This window comes from Streptomyces sp. NBC_01260, from assembly GCF_036226405.1.
Lineage (GTDB): Bacteria > Actinomycetota > Actinomycetes > Streptomycetales > Streptomycetaceae > Streptomyces > Streptomyces laculatispora.
Genome location: NZ_CP108464.1, coordinates 4,452,800 through 4,468,942, shown reverse-complemented (window position 1 = coordinate 4,468,942; position 16,143 = coordinate 4,452,800). Strand labels below are relative to the sequence as shown.

Below are 16,143 nucleotides of genomic sequence, written 5' to 3'. Positions count from 1 at the left end.
AGTTGACGCTCAATCAACCCCCCACCCACCCCCCACACTTCGGAGGGCCGACAGCTATGTCAGTACGGAGATTCTGGGCGTCCGCATCCACTCTGCTCCTCGCCGCCGCAGCCGCTCTGGGTATGGCCCAGCCGGCCTCGGCATCCTCCTCGGCCGCCACCGGCGGGTACGTCGCCCTGGGCGACTCGTACTCGTCCGGCGTCGGCGCGGGGAGCTACCTCTCCGACAGCGGTGACTGCCGGCGCAGCACCAACGCCTACGCCTACCTCTGGGCGGCGGCGAACTCGCCGTCCTCGTTCGACTTCGTCGCCTGTTCGGGCGCCACCACAAGCTCGGTGGCGAGCAGCCAGCTCGGCCCGCTGAGCTCGTCCACCTCGCTGGTCAGCGTGACCGCGGGCGGTAATGACGTCGGGTTCGCCGACGTCATGCAGGACTGCGTGCTGTCCGGTGAGGCCGCCTGCCTCGCCGCCGTGAACTCGGCCGTCTCACAGATGAACGGTTCGCTGCCGGCCGGTCTGAGTTCGCTCTACGGGTCCATCCACTCGAAGGCCCCGCAGGCACATGTCGTGGTGCTCGGCTACCCGCGCTTCTACAAGATCGGCGGAAGCTGCATCGCCGGGCTCACGGAGGCGGAGCGCACGGCCATCAACAACGCGTCCGACGTGCTGAACGGCGTCATCGCCAAGCAGGCCGCCAACGCGGGATTCACCTTCTCCGGCGTTGCCGACGAGTTCACCGGGCACGAGCTGTGCTCCGGCGACCCGTGGCTCCACAGCGTCTCGATCCCCATCGAGAACTCGTATCACCCCAAGGCCGAGGGACAGTCGGGCGGCTACCTGCCCGCCTTCAGCTCAGCCGCGTAGGACCACGGGAAGCAGCGGCGCGGCAACGGGTGCGGAGCCCCGGCTCCCCGGCCCTGCCGCGCTTCTGCTGTTCCTCTCCCCGCCCGGCCGCGCTCAGTACCGCTCGACGAGATGCTCCCGGCCCGCCGGGGGCTCGTACGGCTCGGGCCAGAAGTCGGTGATCTCGCTGATCCGCCCCTCCGCGTCGAACGTGAAGAAGTGGATGGCGTGCATCTCCCTTGCGCCGACCGTGAACAGCGTCCGCACCGCCACCTGCCCTCCGTCCCGGTCGGCCACTATCCGCTCGACCCGCACCCGCCACTCCCCCGGGTACTCCCGGTTGAAGCTGACGTACCGCTCCTTGCCGCGGATGCGCTCGCGGGTCTGCGGCAGGTCGTACAGCACCTCGTCGGCGAGCGTCGCCGCGAAGGTGTCCCAGTCGCGGAGGCCGGCCGCGGTCCAGTAGCTCTCGACCGTGGCACGCGGATCAGCAGTCGTGGTCATGATGCGAGTCTGGACCCCAGCACTGACAATCGCCCTGACCATGGGCAATGGCCCGCCCGGCTCCGGCTCCGGTGCTAGGGAAGCCGTTCGGGCCGGGTCGCCTTGATCGAGTACATCAGCGGGATGCGGGGCCGGTCCGCCGGGAAGCGGTAGCAGCCGTCCGACTGACGCTCCAGCGCGGGAAAGCGTGCGAAGAGCGAGGCGTCGTGCTCGTGCAGGAACTCGATCCGGAGCCCCGCCGCGGCCAGGGCCGAGACCACGCTGCCCACCGGGTGCTGCCATTCGACGCTGCGGTTGTGAACGGTCGGCGCGTCGAAGTCCGCGTACGTGCCCGGCGTCTCGTCCACCCAGGCGTCGCGGCTGAAGTAGTCGTGCACGATCCGGGTGCCGGTCGCGTCGTCGAGGCAGTCGGTGAGCGGATGGAACTCCGCCAGGTAGAGGAAACCCCCGGGCGCGACGAGCGAGGCCGCCGTCTCGGCCCAGCGGTCTATGTCGGGCAGCCAGTTCAGCGCGCCGACGCCGGTGTAGACGATGTCGTACGAGGAGTCCGGGACGGCCTCCGCCGCGTCGTGGACGTCGGCGGCGACGAACGCCGCCCGGTCCGGGGGCAGGCCGAGGTCCCGGGCGAGCGAGCGGGCGGTCTCGACGGCCGGTTCGGAGAAGTCGAGACCGACGACCTGGGCGGCGCCGTGCCGGGCCCAGGAGAGGGTGTCGAGTCCGATGTGGCACTGGAGGTGCAGCAGCGTCCGGCCCGTCACGTCCCCGACCTCCGCCAGCTCGAAGGCGCGCAGGGAGTCCTTGCCCGCGCGGAAGGAGTCGAGGTCGTAGAAGTCACTGCCGGTATGGATGGGCACACGTTCATCCCACATCGCGCGGTTGGCCTCGCGCCAGTCGGCGGGTATCGGTGCATGCATGTCCGCGAGGTTATCCACAGGCTGCCGACGGGGCGAACGGATTGTCCGCGGCCCGGCGCAGAATGGGGAGCATGACTGAGACCACTGGTTCGACGACCGATTCCGTTCCGGAGTGGGAGCAGCGTTTCCGGGCTCCCCGGGTGTCCCTGCCCGACTGGGCGGAGGACGCGCCGGACCGCGCCCTGTTCGTGTCCAACGCGACGGGAACGTACGAGCTGTACGCCTGGGACCGGGCGACCGGTGAGCAGCGCCAGGTGACCGACCGGCCCAACGGGACGACGGACGGCGCACTGACACCGGACGGCGAGGCCATCTGGTGGTTCAACGACACCGACGGCGACGAGTTCGGGGTGTGGATGCGCCGGCCGTTCCGCGACGGCGAGGGCGGCGCCGAGGCCGCGAAGGACGAGCCGGCGGCGCCCGGACTGGAGCCCTCGTACCCGGCCGGGCTCGCGATCGGCCGGGACGGCACCGCGGTGGTAGGCCGTTCGACGGACGAGGACGGGACGACGGTCCACGTCGTACGGCCCGGGGCGGTGCCCGTCGAGATCTACCGCCACCGCGAGTCGGCCGGGGTCGGCGACCTGTCGCACGACGGGACGCTGATCGCGCTGGAGCACACCGAGCACGGTGACGCGATGCACTCCGCGCTGCGCGTGGTGCGGCCGGACGGCACCACGGTCGCCGAGCTGGACGACACCGAAGGGGGCACGAAGGAGCTGGGCCTGGCCGTTCTCGGCTTCGCCCCGGTGGCGGGCGACACCCGGCTGCTGGTCGGGCACCAGCGGCGCGGCCGCTGGGAGCCGATGATCTGGGACCCGGTGGCGGGCACCCAGACGGACCTCGCCGTCGAGCTGCCCGGCGACGTGGGCGCCGAGTGGTACCCGGACGGCTCCGCGCTGCTGATCGAGCACGGCTTCGAGGCCCGCAGCGAGCTGTGGCGGTACGGGCCGGCGGCGGGCGACGGCACCCTGGTGCGGGTGGAGACGCCCACCGGTTCGGTGTCCGGGGCCACCGCCCGCCCGGACGGCACGGTGGAGTACCTCTGGTCGTCGGCCGCCGAGCCGCCCGTCGTCCGGTCCACGACCGGTGCGGTGGTGCTCGATCCGCCGGGTGCGAAGGCTCCGCGGTCCGTGCCGGTCGAGGACGTGTGGGTGGAGGGGCCCGGGGGCCGGGTCCACGCGCTCGTCCAGCGTCCCGCGGCCCCGGCCGAGGGGCCGTTCCCGACCGTCTTCGAGATCCACGGCGGCCCGACCTGGCACGACAGCGACGCCTTCGCGGGCGGGCCCGCCGCCTGGGTGGACCACGGCTATGCGGTCGTCCGGGTCAACTACCGCGGCTCGACCGGCTACGGGCGGGCCTGGACGGACGCGCTCAAGCACCGGATCGGCCTGATCGAGCTGGAGGACATCGCGGCGGTGCGGGAGTGGGCGGTCAAGTCCGGCCTCGCGGACCCGTCGAAGCTGGTCCTGGCCGGCGGTTCGTGGGGCGGCTACCTGACCCTGCTCGGCCTCGGCACGCAGCCCGGCGACTGGGCCGTGGGCCTGGCCGCGGTCCCCGTCGCGGACTACGTCACGGCGTATCACGACGAGATGGAGGGCCTGAAGGCGATGGACCGCACCCTGCTGGGCGGGACGCCGGAGGAGGTGCCCGAGCGCTTCGAGGCCTCGTCGCCCCTGACGTACGTCGATGCCGTGCGGGCCCCGGTCTACATCTCGGCGGGCGTCAACGACCCGCGCTGCCCGATCCGCCAGGTGGAGAACTACGTGGACCGGCTGAAGGACCGCGCCGCCGCGCACGAGGTCTACCGCTACGACGCGGGTCATGGCTCGCTCGTCGTGGAGGAGCGGATCAAGCAGGTGCGCCTGGAGCTCGACTTCGCCGCCCGCCACCTGGGTACGCCGGGCCGTACCGGCACGGATCAAACCGCGTAGGAGCCGTATAAAGGGCTGCTCCACGAGTGCCCCGCTCCGGACGGCCGGAGCGGGGGACCGTACCGTGGAGGGGTGTACCGGTTCCTGCTGACCCCGCGATGGTGGGGGATCAACCTCTTCGTCGTGCTGGCCATCCCGTTCTGCGTGTTCATGGGCACCTGGCAGCTCGGCCGCTTCGAGGACCGCGTGCAGACGCACGAGGCCGCCGACAAGCAGCCCGCTCCGGGCACGAGGACCGCCAAGCCGCTCGACGAGCTGCTGCCCGTCGACACGGTGACCTCCGGCCGTCCCGCCACCGCGACCGGTCGGTACGCCGACCAGTTCCTGGTGCCCGGCCGGAAGCTGGACGACCGGAACGGCTTCTACGTCGTGGACATGCTGCGCACCGACAGCGGCAAGGCGCTGCCCGTGGTGCGGGGCTGGCTGCCCGGGAAGGCCGGACACACCTCGGTGCCGGCCGCGCCGACCGGCGACGTCACCGTGACCGGCGACCTCCAGGCCTCGGAGAACCCGGCCACCGCGGGGGTCGACGCGACGGGCGGGCTCCCCGACGGCCAGGTCGGCATGATCAGCGCCGCGTCACTCGTCAACCTCGTGCCCTACGACGTGTACGACGCGTGGGTAACACTCCAGCAGCCCGACACCCCGGCCGCTGCGGGTGCGGGTGCGGGCGCGGCCAAGGGCGCCGCTGCCCTGCGCCCCGTACCGGCCGCCGCGGCACAGGGCACCGGGCTCGACCTGAAGGCCTTCCAGAATCTGGGCTACCTGTGCGAGTGGTTCGTCTTCGCGGCGTTCGTGCTCTTCATGTGGTTCCGGCTGGTCCGGCGTGAGGCCGAGGCCGTCCGGGACGTGCGACTGGGCCTCGTCGCCGACACGGACGCGACCCCGGACCGGGACGCGGACACGGGCCCGGAGACACCCGCGGCCCCCTGAACGCCGAGCCCGGCCCAGCTCAGCTCAGCCCAGTCCGGTCCCGAGGGGCAGGGGCGCCTGCCCGTACCCACGGCCCGCCCCACTCCTCCTGCGCCGCTCCTGCGTCACTCCTACGACGACGGCTCCAGCGCGCCCGTCCGGTAGATCGTGCCCGCACAGGCGTTGGCGATCTTCGTCTCCGCGACCGGCGCTCCCGGTTCCGGAGTGTGCTGCACGGAGACGCTGCCCTGCGCCGTCCCTGCCCCGTCCTCGCTGCCGAGCTGCGCCTCCGTACCCGTTTCGGTGCCCCCGGTCCCGCTGCCCGTACTGGCACCGTCCGAGCCCCCGGCGTTGCCGGCCGCACCGTCCGTCGGGGTCGGGGAAGGTGAACCGCCGGTCGACGGGCAGGTGTCCCCCGGAACCCAGGCGAACTGCACCTCGTACGCCATCTCCGGCTTCAGCAGCACCGTCGACTCCTCCTCGGCGGGATCGGGCAGTCCGGACGCCGCGTCCCCCTGGGTGTGCCGCACGACCACGATCCTGGCCGGGTCGGCCGCGCCCATCGCCTCGAAGCCCACCGTGCCGCCGCTGTTCACCGAGCAGTTCTTGCCGGAGACATTGGCGATCCGGAACGTTCCGTACACCGTGCCGTCGGCACCGGCCGCGCCGGTGCTGGCCGAGGCGACCCCGAGCTGGTCGGGCGAGCAGGTCGGCATACCGGCCGCCGCACTGGCCTGCGGGTCGGCCGAACCGCCGGCCACGGTGCCCTGCACGCCCTGGCCGCTGCTGGCGGACGGGCTGGCCGAGCTGTCGGGAACGCCGTCACCGGCGTCCTCCCGCCCGTCGCTCCCGCCGCCGCCGTTCGCACCGCCGGAAGCCGGTCCGGGCTCCTCGCCGTTGCCGCCCTGCGCCCGCTCGCCGTGACCGGCGATCGCGGGGCTGGCTGCGTTCGAGCCCTCGGAGTGCGCGACATGGACGAAAGCGGGGATCGCGGTGCCGATGAGCAGGGCCGCCGCCGCCGCTCCGACGAGCGCCTGCCGCCGCCGGGCCCGACGGGCGGGCACCGCGCGGTACAGATGGTCGAGGCTGCCGTCGCGGGGTTCAAGGTCCTGCACGGCGCCGCGCATCATCCGGCGCAGCGCGTCCTCGTCGACGTCCCCACCATCGCCGGAGCCTGATCCGGAACCTGATCCGGAACCGGAGCCGCTGCCGAAGAGGTCGGTCAGCAGACCGGCCGCCAGGGTGTCGGCGGGAGCGTCGACACCCCTCAGGGGCGTCGGTCCCACGACCGCGCCGGGCTGCGTGCCCGGTGCCGCGTCGCGGTCCGCGACCGGTTCCGTATCGCGGTCCGTGCCCGGGGTGCTGTCCGGCCCGTGATTCACAATTCCGTTTCCAGTCCGGTCAGTCCGATGTCCGAATGAGGGCCCGTGCCGGTGGCCGTGCTCGCCTTCGTGGCCGTGCTCGCCTTCGTGGCCGTCGCGCCGGCTCATGCCTGCGCCTCCATCACCACGCGCAGCGCCGCGATTCCGCGGGAGCCGTACGCCTTCACCGAGCCCAGGGATATCCCCAGGGTCGTGGCGACCTGCGCCTCGGTCATGTCCGCGAAGTAGCGCAGCACGAGTACCTCCCGCTGGCGCCGTTGCAGCCCCCGCATCGCCTTGATCAGCGCGTCCCGCTCCAGTTGGTCGTACGCACCCTCCTCCGCGCTCGCCATGTCCGGCATGGGCTTGGAGAGCAGCTTCAGCCCCAGGATGCGGCGACGCAGCGCGGAGCGGGAGAGGTTGACGACGGTCTGGCGCAGGTACGCGAGTGTCTTCTCGGGCTCCCGTACCCGGTTGCGTGCCGAATGCACGCGGATGAACGCCTCCTGCACGACGTCCTCACAGGACGCCGTGTCGTCCAGCAGCAGGGCCGCGAGGCCGAGCAGCGAACGGTAGTGGGCGCGATAGGTTTCGGTGAGATGGTCAACGGTAGTTCCGGCTGCCACGCTGTCGTCAGCGCCCTCGCGCTGTGACGGCAGCCCTGCCGGGCGCGTAGCGGGCATGGGCGCGATCACCGGCATACCGCCGGGCGCGCGGGGCCGTCTGAGCGGTCGCACCGAAGCGCCGCGCAAGGGGCCCACCACTGTGATATCGAGTACCTCTGCCACGCCAGTTGGACACGTTTCCCCCCGTCAGGGTTGTACGCATACGGCACCGCGTTTGACACCATGCGAAATGCCTTCATACGTAACCGCTCTTCCCCAAATACCCCGAATGTGCGCCTCGTCGCGCAAGAAGTGACGGCATAGACGCGCGCCGCCCGACCAGCGGTTGCAACGGGCCGAAAGGTCATCGTCGGATACCGCGACACCCCAGCTCAAGAGGTTCAGACCAGCAACTTGCTCACAGGGCATTCACAGAGCGTACAAAACAGGTTCGATCAGGACCGGGGAAATTCGACAGCCACCGATTCGGCGATCTGCGCCACGTTCAGCGCGGCGCCCTTGCGGAGGTTGTCGCCGCAGACGAAGAGCTCAAGCGCCCTCGGCTCGTCCATCGACCGGCGGACCCGGCCGACCCAGGTCGGATCGGTGCCCACCACGTCGGACGGGGTCGGGAAGTCGCCCGTCCCGGGGTTGTCGTACAGCACCACACCGGGCGCGGTCGCCAGGATCTCGTGCGCCCGGTCGACCGTGACCTCGTTCTCGAAGCGGGCGTGCACGGACATCGAGTGGGTGGTGATCACGGGGACGTACACACAGGTCGCCGACACCCGCAGGTTCGGCAGATCGAGGATCTTGCGGCACTCGTCGCGGATCGCCAGCTCCTCGGACGACCAGCCGTCACCGGCGTCCGTCCCGGCCCACGGCACGACGTTGAGGGCGACGGGTGCGGCGAACGGGCCGCCGTCCGTGTCCCCCACGACCCGGCGTACGTCACCCGGCTTCGTGCCCAGTTCGGTACCGGTCACCACCGACAGCTGCTCGCGCAGCGCGGCGACGCCGTCGCGCCCGACCCCGCTCACGGCCTGGTACGAGGACACGATGAGTTCCCGCAGCCCGAATTCGGCGTGCAGCGCGCCGACCGCGACGATCAGCGCCAGCGTCGTGCTGTTCGGGCTCGCGACGATGCCGCGCGGTCTGATCCGGGCGGAGTGGGGGTTGATCTCGGGGACGACGAGCGGAACGTCGCCGTCCATCCGGAAGGCCGCGGAGTCGTCGATGACGACCGCGCCCTTGGACGCGGCGAGCGGCGCCCAGCGCTCGGACACCTCGTCGGGCGCCAGGAACAGCGCCACGTCCACGTCGTCGAAGACGTCCTCGGAGAGTTCGAGGACCTCGGTCTCCTCACCACGCACGACCAGCTTGCCGCCGGCCGAACGCGGCGAGGCGATCAGTTTCACCTCGCCCCAGATATCCGCGTGTTCCGAAAGGATCTGGAGCATGACACCGCCGATCGCCCCGGTCGCGCCGACGACCGCGAGCGAAGGGCGGCGTGCGGTCATCGGCCGGTGCCCCCGTACACGACTGCCTCGTCGGAGTCGCTGTCGAGACCGAAGGCGGAGTGCACGGCGCGCACGGCCTCGATGACGTCGTCGGCACGGGTGACCACTGAGATGCGGATCTCGGAGGTCGAGATCAGCTCGATGTTCACGCCCGCGTCGGACAGCGCCTCGAAGAAGCCCGCGGTGACGCCCGGGTTGGTCTTCATACCGGCGCCGACCAGGGAGATCTTGGCGATCTGGTCGTCGTAGCGCAGCGAGTCGAAGCCGATGGCACCGCGGCTGCGCTCCAGGGCGTCGATGGCCTTGCGGCCCTCGGACTTCGGGAGCGTGAACGAGATGTCGGTCAGACCGGTCGACGCGGCGGAGACGTTCTGCACCACCATGTCGATGTTGACCTCGGCGTTGGCGATCGTACGGAAGATCGCGGCGGCCTCGCCCGGCTTGTCGGGCACACCGACAACGGTGATCTTGGCCTCGGAGACGTCATGGGCGACTCCGGAGATGATCGCGTGCTCCACCTGCTGGTCCCCTAGCGGCTCGTTGCTGACCCAGGTTCCGCGCAGTCCCGAGAAGGACGAGCGGACGTGGATCGGAATGTTGTAACGGCGTGCGTATTCCACGCACCGGTGCAGCAGCACCTTGGAGCCGGACGCCGCCAGCTCCAGCATGTCCTCGAAGGAGATCCAGTCGATCTTCTGGGCCTTCTTGACGACCCGCGGGTCGGCGGTGAAGACACCGTCCACATCGGTATAGATCTCACAGACCTCGGCGTCCAGCGCGGCGGCGAGCGCCACCGCGGTGGTGTCGGACCCGCCGCGGCCGAGGGTGGTGATGTTCTTGCCCTCCTGGCTCACCCCCTGGAACCCGGCGACGATGGCGATGTTGCCCTCGTCGATCGAGGTCCGGATGCGGCCCGGCGTGACATCGATGATCCGCGCCTTGTTGTGGACCGAGTCGGTGATGACGCCGGCCTGGCTGCCCGTGAACGACTGGGCCTCGTGGCCCAGGTTCTTGATCGCCATGGCCAGCAGGGCCATGGAGATCCGCTCTCCGGCGGTCAGCAGCATGTCGAACTCGCGCCCGGCGGGCATCGGTGACACCTGCTCCGCGAGATCGATCAGCTCGTCCGTCGTGTCGCCCATCGCTGACACCACGACAACCACCTGGTTGCCGTTCTTCTTGGCATCGACGATTCGCTTGGCGACACGCTTGATGCCCTCGGCATCGGCTACGGAGGAACCTCCGTACTTCTGCACGACCAGGCCCACGTGCGCTCCTCGCTCAGTCCATTGCTGCGGTCAGCTCAGTTTAACGAGCAGCCCGGAATCGCCTCGCCGATATCATATGCTGAGATGTCCCGCTCACCACGTGATCATCGGCGCGCCGTTCCGAACTGCTCGTACGAGGCTGTTGCCCGCCGATCACCCGCGCACTCCCTCATGTGTCCCAGCCCACACGCCCGGCCGCGGCATTCGGGGGCGTCCGCCCCGGCTGTCAGGCCGGGGCGCCGAGGTCGACCGGTTCCGGAGAGGTGCGCGGGCTGGTGCTCTGCCGGCGTCGTACCAGGAAGCACGAGACGGCGCCGACCGCGATCACGACGATGGGCAGCACCAGGGTCGGCCGCATCGCGTGGACGACCCCGTGTTCGTACGTGGACGCCGCCGCCTGCTCGATGTGACGGGCGAGGCCCGTCGGCGTTCCCCGCGGCAACTGGATCGCTGCGCCGTTCTGCCCGACGCCGGCCTCCTGACCGCTCCTGGCGGCGTCGCGGAAGCCCGCCAGGAAGGGGCCGCGGACGTCGGCCGGGAGACCGGCAGCCCGCTCGGCCGCTTCGTCCTGCAGCGAGACGGCCAGACGGTTCTGCAGTACGGCGCCGACCGCTGCGCTGCCGAACACCGTGCCGACCTGGCGGATCGTGTTCAGCACGCCGGAGGCGGCCCCGGCCATTGCGGGCTCCACGTTGTACATGGCGACCGTGACCATCGGACCGAACACGCAGCCGATGCCCACCCCGGACATGATCAAGGCGGGCTGGAATTCCCACCACGCACGGCCGACATCGGTGACCCAGGTGAGCCAGGCCATGCCGCACGCGAACAGGGTCAGGCCGGTCATCAGGACGTACTTGCCGCCGATCCGGTCCGCCATCCGGCCCGAGACCGGTGACAGCACCGCTGACACCACCATCGCCGGCGCCATCACGAGTCCGGCCGTGAGCGCGCTGAAGTGCAGCACCGACTGGAGATAGATCATCACCGGCAGGAACAGGCCGAGCATCCCGACCTGGACGGTCGCGGCCACGAAACTCATGACCGCGTAGTCGCGGTCGCGGAAGAGCACGAAGGGGAGCAGCGGTTCGTCGTGCTGCCGGGCGCGCTGGTGGATCAGGAACAGCCCCAGCAGCAGGGCGGCGCCGCCCAGCAGTGCCCAGATGCCGACGCCCCAGTCGTACCGCTGGCCCTCGGTGAGCGCGAAGGTGAGGCACACCAGCGTCATCGCGGCGAGTACGACGCCCACGACGTCCAGCTTCCGGCGGTTCCCCTGCCTGATGTCGGGCACGAGCCTGACGGCCATCAGGAGCACGATCGCGCCGATCGGGACGTTGACGAAGAAGATCCACCGCCAGCCGGCCGTGCTGACCAGGAGCCCGCCGAGAGTGGGCCCCGCGATCGTGGCCACGCCCGCGACCGCGCCCCAGACGCCGAGTGCGACGCCCCGGCGTTCGGCCGGGAACGTGCCGATGATGATCGTCATCGTCTGCGGCATCAGAGCCGCCGCGCCCAGTCCCTGTACGGCCCGGGCGGCGATGAGCTGGGCCGGGTCCTGCGACAGGCCGCACAGCACGGAGGCCACGGTGAACAGCGCCACGCCCCCGATGAACATGGCGCGCGGCCCGCGCACATCGCCCAGCCGGCCGAACATGATCAGCAGCGCGGCGAGGACGAGGATGTAGATGTTGATCACCCACAGCACCTCGTCCAGCGACGCGTGCAGGCTGCCCATCATGCTGGGGATGGCGACGTTGACCGCCGTCAGGTCCAGCAGTGTCATGAAGAATCCCAGGCTGAGCGTCAGCAGCACTGCCCAGGGATTGCCGCGCCATCCACTCATTCGTATCCCCTCCATGGCTCGTCGCAGCCCCCGGTCAGGCGCTGCCCCTCAGAGTTCGCCCCGGCCGGTTCGACCAGGCCGTCGCGCCGGTCAGGGCGGCGCGGGCGTCGTCGGCCGAGGCGAATCAGGCCACCCTGACGAAAGAGCGGCGTCAGCTCCTGGGAGGCGCCTGAAGACTCCACAGCCGTCCGTCGGGGTCCCGGACGGTCATCTCCCGGGTCCCGTAGTGCGTGTCCTCGAACGGGGTGACCACCTCCACGGCGGGACCGGGACGGAAGGCGTCCGCGTCGGACACCTTCAGCGCCACCTGCATGCCGGGCTCCCGGTCCTCGGGGATCTCGACGACGACGAGGTAGGCACCCTCGCCGTTGCGGAGTACGCCGGAGCCGTCGCCCTCCGAGGTCTCCAACTCGTAACCCAGCGACTGGAAGAAGCTCGCGGTCTTCCCCCAGTTGTGGGTCTCCAAGAACATCGCCTCGATGCCTTCGGTTGCCATGTCATGACTCCTTTCCGGATGAGTGCTGCCGCTGCCCGTGGGCGTCGTCGAGGTAGGCACGCAACGCCTCGGCGACCAGCGCCGACAACGACATCTCCGTCTCGATCGCGTGATGCTTGACCTGCCTGATCAGCTCTAGCGGCAGATACACGTTGAACTGTTTGACCTCCGTATCACCCATGAGGGAGATGCTAGCATCCTAGATACCTAGCCAGATAGTCCATCGACAAGGACCCGCTCATGTCTGCTTCTGCGGCCGCCCCGCACGACCCGGTTGTCGTCCGCGCGGGCGATGCCGAGCAGTTGCCCGAGATCGGCCACTACCTGCTGGCTGACGCCGGCGCCAGCAACGGCGCGCTCAGCGCCCACCGCATCCAGCTCGCCCGCGGCGCCGACGGCGCCGTCCCGCACCGGCACGACCACGCGTCCGAACTGTTCTTCGTCGTCGACGGAACGCTGGAGGTGCTCATGGGATCGAAGATCATCACGGCCGGCTCCGGTGACTTCCTGGTCGTCCCACCACGCTGCGACCACGCCTTCCGCGCCGGCCCGGAGAGCACCGCCGATGCCCTGATCGTGATCACCCCTGGCATCGAACGGTTCGACTACCTACGGCAGGTCGCCAGAATCCGCCGGGGTGAGGCCGACCGCGACAGCCTGCTCACCGAGCAGCACCGCTACGACACCCACTTCGTCACCAGCCTCACCTGGCAGGGCACCACCAACGCCTCCCGGCCCGAGGAATGCTCGGGGTGACAGCCCCTGCGGGCCGCGTTCAGCCGCCCGCCCTCGGCCCCGGTACGGCCGGGCGCCCCGCAGCAGCCCGCAGCCCGGCCACCTTGGCCGCGACGTCCGTACGCTGCCGGGGACGGGCCAGGAACGTGTCCGGGATGTCGCCCGTCGCCCCGTTCGCCTCGTCCCGGTCGATGTCCGCGCGGCAGTCCACGCAGACCCCGTCCACGAGCGTGGTGGTGCTCTCGTCCTCGTCGCAGAAGGCGCACATCTCCAGCGCCGCCACGATGGTCTCTTCCACTTCCCGGAACTTGTTCTTCTTCGGCTGCGGTACGGGCGGCATCTTGTTCTCCAGTCGGGTACGGAGGAAGGCTCCGGCGGAGTGCACGGAAGCCGGCAGTCCTGCGACGAGCACCTGGCCGACCTGCTCACGACCCACCCCGCGCGCCAGCCACTCCTGCACCAGCGGTTCCAGGGCGACGCATTCACCCTCGGAGAGCTGGAGCCTCGGCTCCCTGCTCCCCAGCCCGGCGAGCACGCCGTACGCCTCCGAGCGCGCGGCCGGAACGCCCGGCTCGGGCTCGGCGGACCGCACCGTGTCCGGCGCCGGGGGCTGCCCCGGCGCGTCCACGCCCCGGATGTACCGGATGTACCGAGTCCACCAGGCGGCGTCGCGGGCGGTGCGGGCGAAGAACGTGCGCGTCACCCAGCGCAGCCCGCTGCCCTCCACAGCGATCTGCACCCGGATACGGCGCAGGTGCCCGGCCCTGGTCAGCCGGTCCAGCGCACTGCGGCACGCCTGCTGCCCGTAGTCGGGCAGCTCCTCGGCCAGCACCTTGTAGCCGATCGCGGCACCCTCGGGCAGCCGGTCGATGTACGCGGCGATCGCCGCTTCCCGGGTGAGCAGATGCGCGAAGTCGGCCGCACCGCGCGGGGCTTCGTCGGGGACGAGCCGCTTGCCGTAACCGGCTTTGGCCATGCGGTGGGCGGGCGCGCGCAGGGCAGCACTAACATGAGCAGAAGTCATGTGGATCGAGTCTCTCTAGTTCTTCGATCTATCAGGACGAGATCCCGGTTGGTGTTGGCTCACCGCCGGGATCGTCCGTTTTAAGGACTGTTACACCGAACCTAGAGCGTGCACACGCTGTGACGCAAGCCGATCACCGAAAGTCATCCGCGCAGGTGATACGCGGGACTTGGGAGGGTGGGTGGGTTCAACCTCACCACCCATTCCCACAGAAAGAGGCTCGGACTCCGAGGCTCGCGGCTCGGGGCTTGAGCCTCGGGCGGACCTGCGGAGATTCAATGGCCGGCGGCACCGGTCGCGTACGCGAGGAACTCCGCCCAGGGCTCTGCGGGGACGGTCAGTTGGGGGCTGTCGATGGACAGCTTGGAGTCGCGGATATGTATCGCGGTGGGGCAGGGGGCGACCTGGACGCAGTTGTCCCCCTCGGATCCGCTGTACGTGGACGTGCGCCAGCTCAGGGCGGCTTCGACGCAGGCGCCCCCTTCGGAGTCGCTGTAGCTGGACTTGAACCACTGCCGGTCGTCGCTCATAACTCATCCACCATCCGCTTGATGAAATCGGCAGACCCCGCTGAACTGAGGGCCTCCATGCGGAGCATGCTAATTCGCTCGGCCTGTGTCCCAACCACTTCCGCGTCAGCAGTGAGCTGACTCATCGACGGGCCCTCCGTGAACGCCAACCGCTCGTGGTCAACGGTCTCCAGCAGCAGCATCGGCCCCAGCAAAGAGGCCGCTTTGGCTTTCGCGTACGGCAGCACCTGGACCGACACGTTACGCAGTCGCCCCACCTCCAGAAGGTGGACCAGTTGCCCCTTGTCCACGTAGGAGCCGCGCAACGCCGCCTCGTACAGGATGAAACTCAAAGCGGCTGGCGGGGTGCGGCCAAGGATCGCCTGCCTCTCCAACCGGGCCGTCACTCTTGTCTCAACCGTCTCTTCATCAAGAGGCGGCCAGTGATCGCTGATCAGAGCTCGCGAATACGGACGTGTCTGCAACAGCCCCGGGATCAGGATGGTTTCGTACCACCACATACTTGCCGCTTCGCGCTCCCGCGCCATGAAGTCGAGCGACTTGAAGGAGTACTTCTCCCGCCGGACAAAGTCCTTCGCGGCGCTCAGCAGCCCCTCCGCCCGGAGTAGCGCGTCCGCCGCATCCAGCAACTGAGGCGTCGGCATCCGTACGCCCTGCTCCATCGACTTGATCGTGTCCGGGGCGTACTTCGCCGCCGCGCCCAGCTCCTCCCGGCTGACGCCCGCCCGCGTACGCCAGCGTTTCAGCTGGTCACCGCAGTAGCGCCAAGCCGCGGGGGGCGGGTCCTGAACTGACACAGCGGCCACCTCCAAGGGATACACATCACCGCGTATCGCAGCAGTCACTACCGAGCGTAGCCACTGCACCAGCACCGTGTAGCCATGACGCGAGCAATTCACCGCCCCGACTGGGTCCCCGCCTCCGGGCACCAACTCCGCATGAGCGGGGTTCACTTCGACACCCTGCGCATCCAGGGCATCCGGGGCGAGGAGGTCGCGGCCCGGCTGGGGCGGCTCACGGGGGACGATGCCGGCCCGATCGTGTGGCAGGGGACCGGGCTGCGCTGGATGTACTTCCTGCTGCCGCCGCGCACCGCGGGCGACCGCGCCTGGCCATTGGACGTCGAGCGGTTCGGGACCCGGCACCAGGTCGGCTACGTCGGCGTACCGGCGCTGAACGGGCACACCTGGCCGCTGATGTGGCAGTCCTGGCCCACACCGACAGCGCCCTTCGTGGACGCGGAACAGCTCTGGTCTGCCCTCGGACAGGCCGATCACCAGTGATCAGGCTGCGCCGACGATCCGGTCGCCGTACTCGATGGAGAACGTGATCTTGGCTCCCAGCGCCGACGCGTAGGTGCGCATGATCTCCAGGTTGTGGATCTCACCGCGTTCGATCTGGGAGACCCGCGCCTGGGAAATCCCGACCGCCTCGGCCACCTGCACCTGGGTGAGGCCTTGAGCCTCACGGATCTCACGCAGGCCGTGCCCCAGCACATACGCCTCGGTGGCAGCGCGTGCGACCTGCTTGCGCCCCTCCCAGTCGGCGTCGGACGCCTCGGGGTTACTCTCCCGCAGCCGGCGCTTCACGTCGGCCCAGTTGCTGTACTGAGTCATCGAACGCCTCCGTCTTCCCCGTGCCCCCGTCGACCTGGA

Annotated in this window: 18 protein-coding genes; 5 read left to right on the top strand and 13 right to left on the bottom strand. The window is 70.1% G+C overall.

From position 1 onward, the window contains the following. The first annotated feature begins 56 nt into the window (after positions 1-56). Positions 57-863 (top strand): SGNH/GDSL hydrolase family protein, encoded by an 807-nt coding sequence (locus OG322_RS19980; RefSeq protein ID WP_329306757.1) that lies wholly within the window; start codon positions 57-59, stop codon positions 861-863. Between the two features lie 93 nt (positions 864-956). Here OG322_RS19980 and OG322_RS19975 read toward each other — a convergent pair whose 3' ends face one another. Together OG322_RS19975 and OG322_RS19970 are read right to left on the bottom strand one after the other, a co-directional pair. After that, positions 957-1,346, bottom strand: coding sequence for a nuclear transport factor 2 family protein (locus OG322_RS19975; RefSeq protein ID WP_123460148.1), 390 nt, complete (start codon positions 1,344-1,346; stop codon positions 957-959). Positions 1,347-1,420: 74 nt separating this feature from the next. Then, on the bottom strand, positions 1,421-2,260 hold the full coding sequence (locus tag OG322_RS19970) for a class I SAM-dependent methyltransferase (protein WP_123460149.1): 840 nt from the start codon (positions 2,258-2,260) through the stop codon (positions 1,421-1,423). Positions 2,261-2,331: 71 nt separating this feature from the next. Between OG322_RS19970 and OG322_RS19965 the strand changes: the two genes are divergently transcribed. After that, entirely contained in the window at positions 2,332-4,194 is a 1,863-nt protein-coding gene (locus tag OG322_RS19965; RefSeq protein WP_185095318.1) for a S9 family peptidase, read from the top strand. 72 nt (positions 4,195-4,266) lie between these two features. Beyond that, a complete protein-coding gene (locus OG322_RS19960; RefSeq protein WP_266411628.1) occupies positions 4,267-5,127 on the top strand; it encodes an SURF1 family protein in 861 nt (286 codons plus the stop codon). 110 nt (positions 5,128-5,237) lie between these two features. Here the strand turns inward: OG322_RS19960 and OG322_RS19955 are convergent, their stop codons facing one another. The 7 genes from OG322_RS19955 to OG322_RS19925 all read right to left on the bottom strand — a co-directional run bounded on the left by OG322_RS19955 (position 5,238) and on the right by OG322_RS19925 (position 12,380). Then, complete coding sequence (locus tag OG322_RS19955; RefSeq protein WP_123460151.1) at positions 5,238-6,488, bottom strand: hypothetical protein; 1,251 nt, start codon at positions 6,486-6,488, stop codon at positions 5,238-5,240. A 104-nt stretch (positions 6,489-6,592) separates the two neighbouring features. After that, positions 6,593-7,255: a SigE family RNA polymerase sigma factor gene (locus tag OG322_RS19950; protein WP_241200043.1), complete on the bottom strand. Its 663-nt coding sequence runs from the start codon at positions 7,253-7,255 to the stop codon at positions 6,593-6,595. 272 nt (positions 7,256-7,527) lie between these two features. Then, on the bottom strand, positions 7,528-8,592 hold the full coding sequence (locus tag OG322_RS19945) for an aspartate-semialdehyde dehydrogenase (protein WP_123460153.1): 1,065 nt from the start codon (positions 8,590-8,592) through the stop codon (positions 7,528-7,530). Beyond that, the gene (locus OG322_RS19940) at positions 8,589-9,860 is read right to left on the bottom strand and encodes an aspartate kinase (RefSeq protein ID WP_123460154.1); all 1,272 of its coding nucleotides are present in this window, start codon (positions 9,858-9,860) and stop codon (positions 8,589-8,591) included. Before OG322_RS19940 ends, OG322_RS19945 begins: the two co-directional genes overlap by 4 nt. 226 nt (positions 9,861-10,086) lie before the next feature. Further along, on the bottom strand, positions 10,087-11,703 hold the full coding sequence (locus OG322_RS19935) for an MFS transporter (RefSeq protein WP_123460155.1): 1,617 nt from the start codon (positions 11,701-11,703) through the stop codon (positions 10,087-10,089). Positions 11,704-11,854: 151 nt separating this feature from the next. Beyond that, positions 11,855-12,199 carry a VOC family protein gene (locus OG322_RS19930; protein WP_123460156.1) on the bottom strand — a complete coding sequence of 115 codons (345 nt, stop codon included), beginning with the start codon at positions 12,197-12,199 and terminating at the stop codon, positions 11,855-11,857. A 1-nt stretch (position 12,200) separates the two neighbouring features. Beyond that, a complete protein-coding gene (locus OG322_RS19925; RefSeq protein ID WP_123460157.1) occupies positions 12,201-12,380 on the bottom strand; it encodes a CopG family transcriptional regulator in 180 nt (59 codons plus the stop codon). Positions 12,381-12,439: 59 nt separating this feature from the next. On the opposite strand from OG322_RS19925, the gene OG322_RS19920 reads away from it, so the two are divergent. Beyond that, positions 12,440-12,955: a cupin domain-containing protein gene (locus OG322_RS19920; RefSeq protein ID WP_123460158.1), complete on the top strand. Its 516-nt coding sequence runs from the start codon at positions 12,440-12,442 to the stop codon at positions 12,953-12,955. A gap of 19 nt (positions 12,956-12,974) precedes the next feature. Here OG322_RS19920 and OG322_RS19915 read toward each other — a convergent pair whose 3' ends face one another. From OG322_RS19915 to OG322_RS19905, 3 genes are all read right to left on the bottom strand, one after another. Continuing rightward, the gene (locus OG322_RS19915; RefSeq protein WP_329306756.1) at positions 12,975-13,910 is read right to left on the bottom strand and encodes a hypothetical protein; all 936 of its coding nucleotides are present in this window, start codon (positions 13,908-13,910) and stop codon (positions 12,975-12,977) included. Between the two features lie 323 nt (positions 13,911-14,233). Then, positions 14,234-14,488, bottom strand: coding sequence for a DUF397 domain-containing protein (locus tag OG322_RS19910; protein ID WP_123460160.1), 255 nt, complete (start codon positions 14,486-14,488; stop codon positions 14,234-14,236). Further along, positions 14,485-15,285, bottom strand: a complete 801-nt coding sequence (locus OG322_RS19905) for a helix-turn-helix domain-containing protein (protein WP_123462099.1) — start codon at positions 15,283-15,285, stop codon at positions 14,485-14,487. Before OG322_RS19905 ends, OG322_RS19910 begins: the two co-directional genes overlap by 4 nt. Before the next feature lie 84 nt (positions 15,286-15,369). Between OG322_RS19905 and OG322_RS19900 the strand changes: the two genes are divergently transcribed. Continuing rightward, complete coding sequence (locus tag OG322_RS19900; RefSeq protein ID WP_124284422.1) at positions 15,370-15,771, top strand: hypothetical protein; 402 nt, start codon at positions 15,370-15,372, stop codon at positions 15,769-15,771. Here OG322_RS19900 and OG322_RS19895 read toward each other — a convergent pair whose 3' ends face one another. Continuing rightward, entirely contained in the window at positions 15,772-16,104 is a 333-nt protein-coding gene (locus OG322_RS19895; protein WP_123460162.1) for a transcriptional regulator, read from the bottom strand. Positions 16,105-16,143 lie beyond the last annotated feature (39 nt).

Bases quoted from the DNA above. Each gene is read 5' to 3' on its own strand.
- OG322_RS19980 (WP_329306757.1), top strand. From the start codon at position 57: ATGTCAGTACGGAGATTCTGGGCGTCCGCATCCACTCTGCTCCTCGCC.
- OG322_RS19975 (WP_123460148.1), bottom strand. From the start codon at position 1,346: ATGACCACGACTGCTGATCCGCGTGCCACGGTCGAGAGCTACTGGACC.
- OG322_RS19970 (WP_123460149.1), bottom strand. From the start codon at position 2,260: ATGCATGCACCGATACCCGCCGACTGGCGCGAGGCCAACCGCGCGATG.
- OG322_RS19965 (WP_185095318.1), top strand. From the start codon at position 2,332: ATGACTGAGACCACTGGTTCGACGACCGATTCCGTTCCGGAGTGGGAG.
- OG322_RS19945 (WP_123460153.1), bottom strand. From the start codon at position 8,592: ATGACCGCACGCCGCCCTTCGCTCGCGGTCGTCGGCGCGACCGGGGCG.
- OG322_RS19935 (WP_123460155.1), bottom strand. From the start codon at position 11,703: ATGAGTGGATGGCGCGGCAATCCCTGGGCAGTGCTGCTGACGCTCAGC.
- OG322_RS19930 (WP_123460156.1), bottom strand. From the start codon at position 12,199: ATGGCAACCGAAGGCATCGAGGCGATGTTCTTGGAGACCCACAACTGG.
- OG322_RS19925 (WP_123460157.1), bottom strand. From the start codon at position 12,380: ATGGGTGATACGGAGGTCAAACAGTTCAACGTGTATCTGCCGCTAGAG.
- OG322_RS19920 (WP_123460158.1), top strand. From the start codon at position 12,440: ATGTCTGCTTCTGCGGCCGCCCCGCACGACCCGGTTGTCGTCCGCGCG.
- OG322_RS19915 (WP_329306756.1), bottom strand. From the start codon at position 13,910: ATGGCCAAAGCCGGTTACGGCAAGCGGCTCGTCCCCGACGAAGCCCCG.
- OG322_RS19910 (WP_123460160.1), bottom strand. From the start codon at position 14,488: ATGAGCGACGACCGGCAGTGGTTCAAGTCCAGCTACAGCGACTCCGAA.
- OG322_RS19900 (WP_124284422.1), top strand. From the start codon at position 15,370: ATGACGCGAGCAATTCACCGCCCCGACTGGGTCCCCGCCTCCGGGCAC.
- OG322_RS19895 (WP_123460162.1), bottom strand. From the start codon at position 16,104: ATGACTCAGTACAGCAACTGGGCCGACGTGAAGCGCCGGCTGCGGGAG.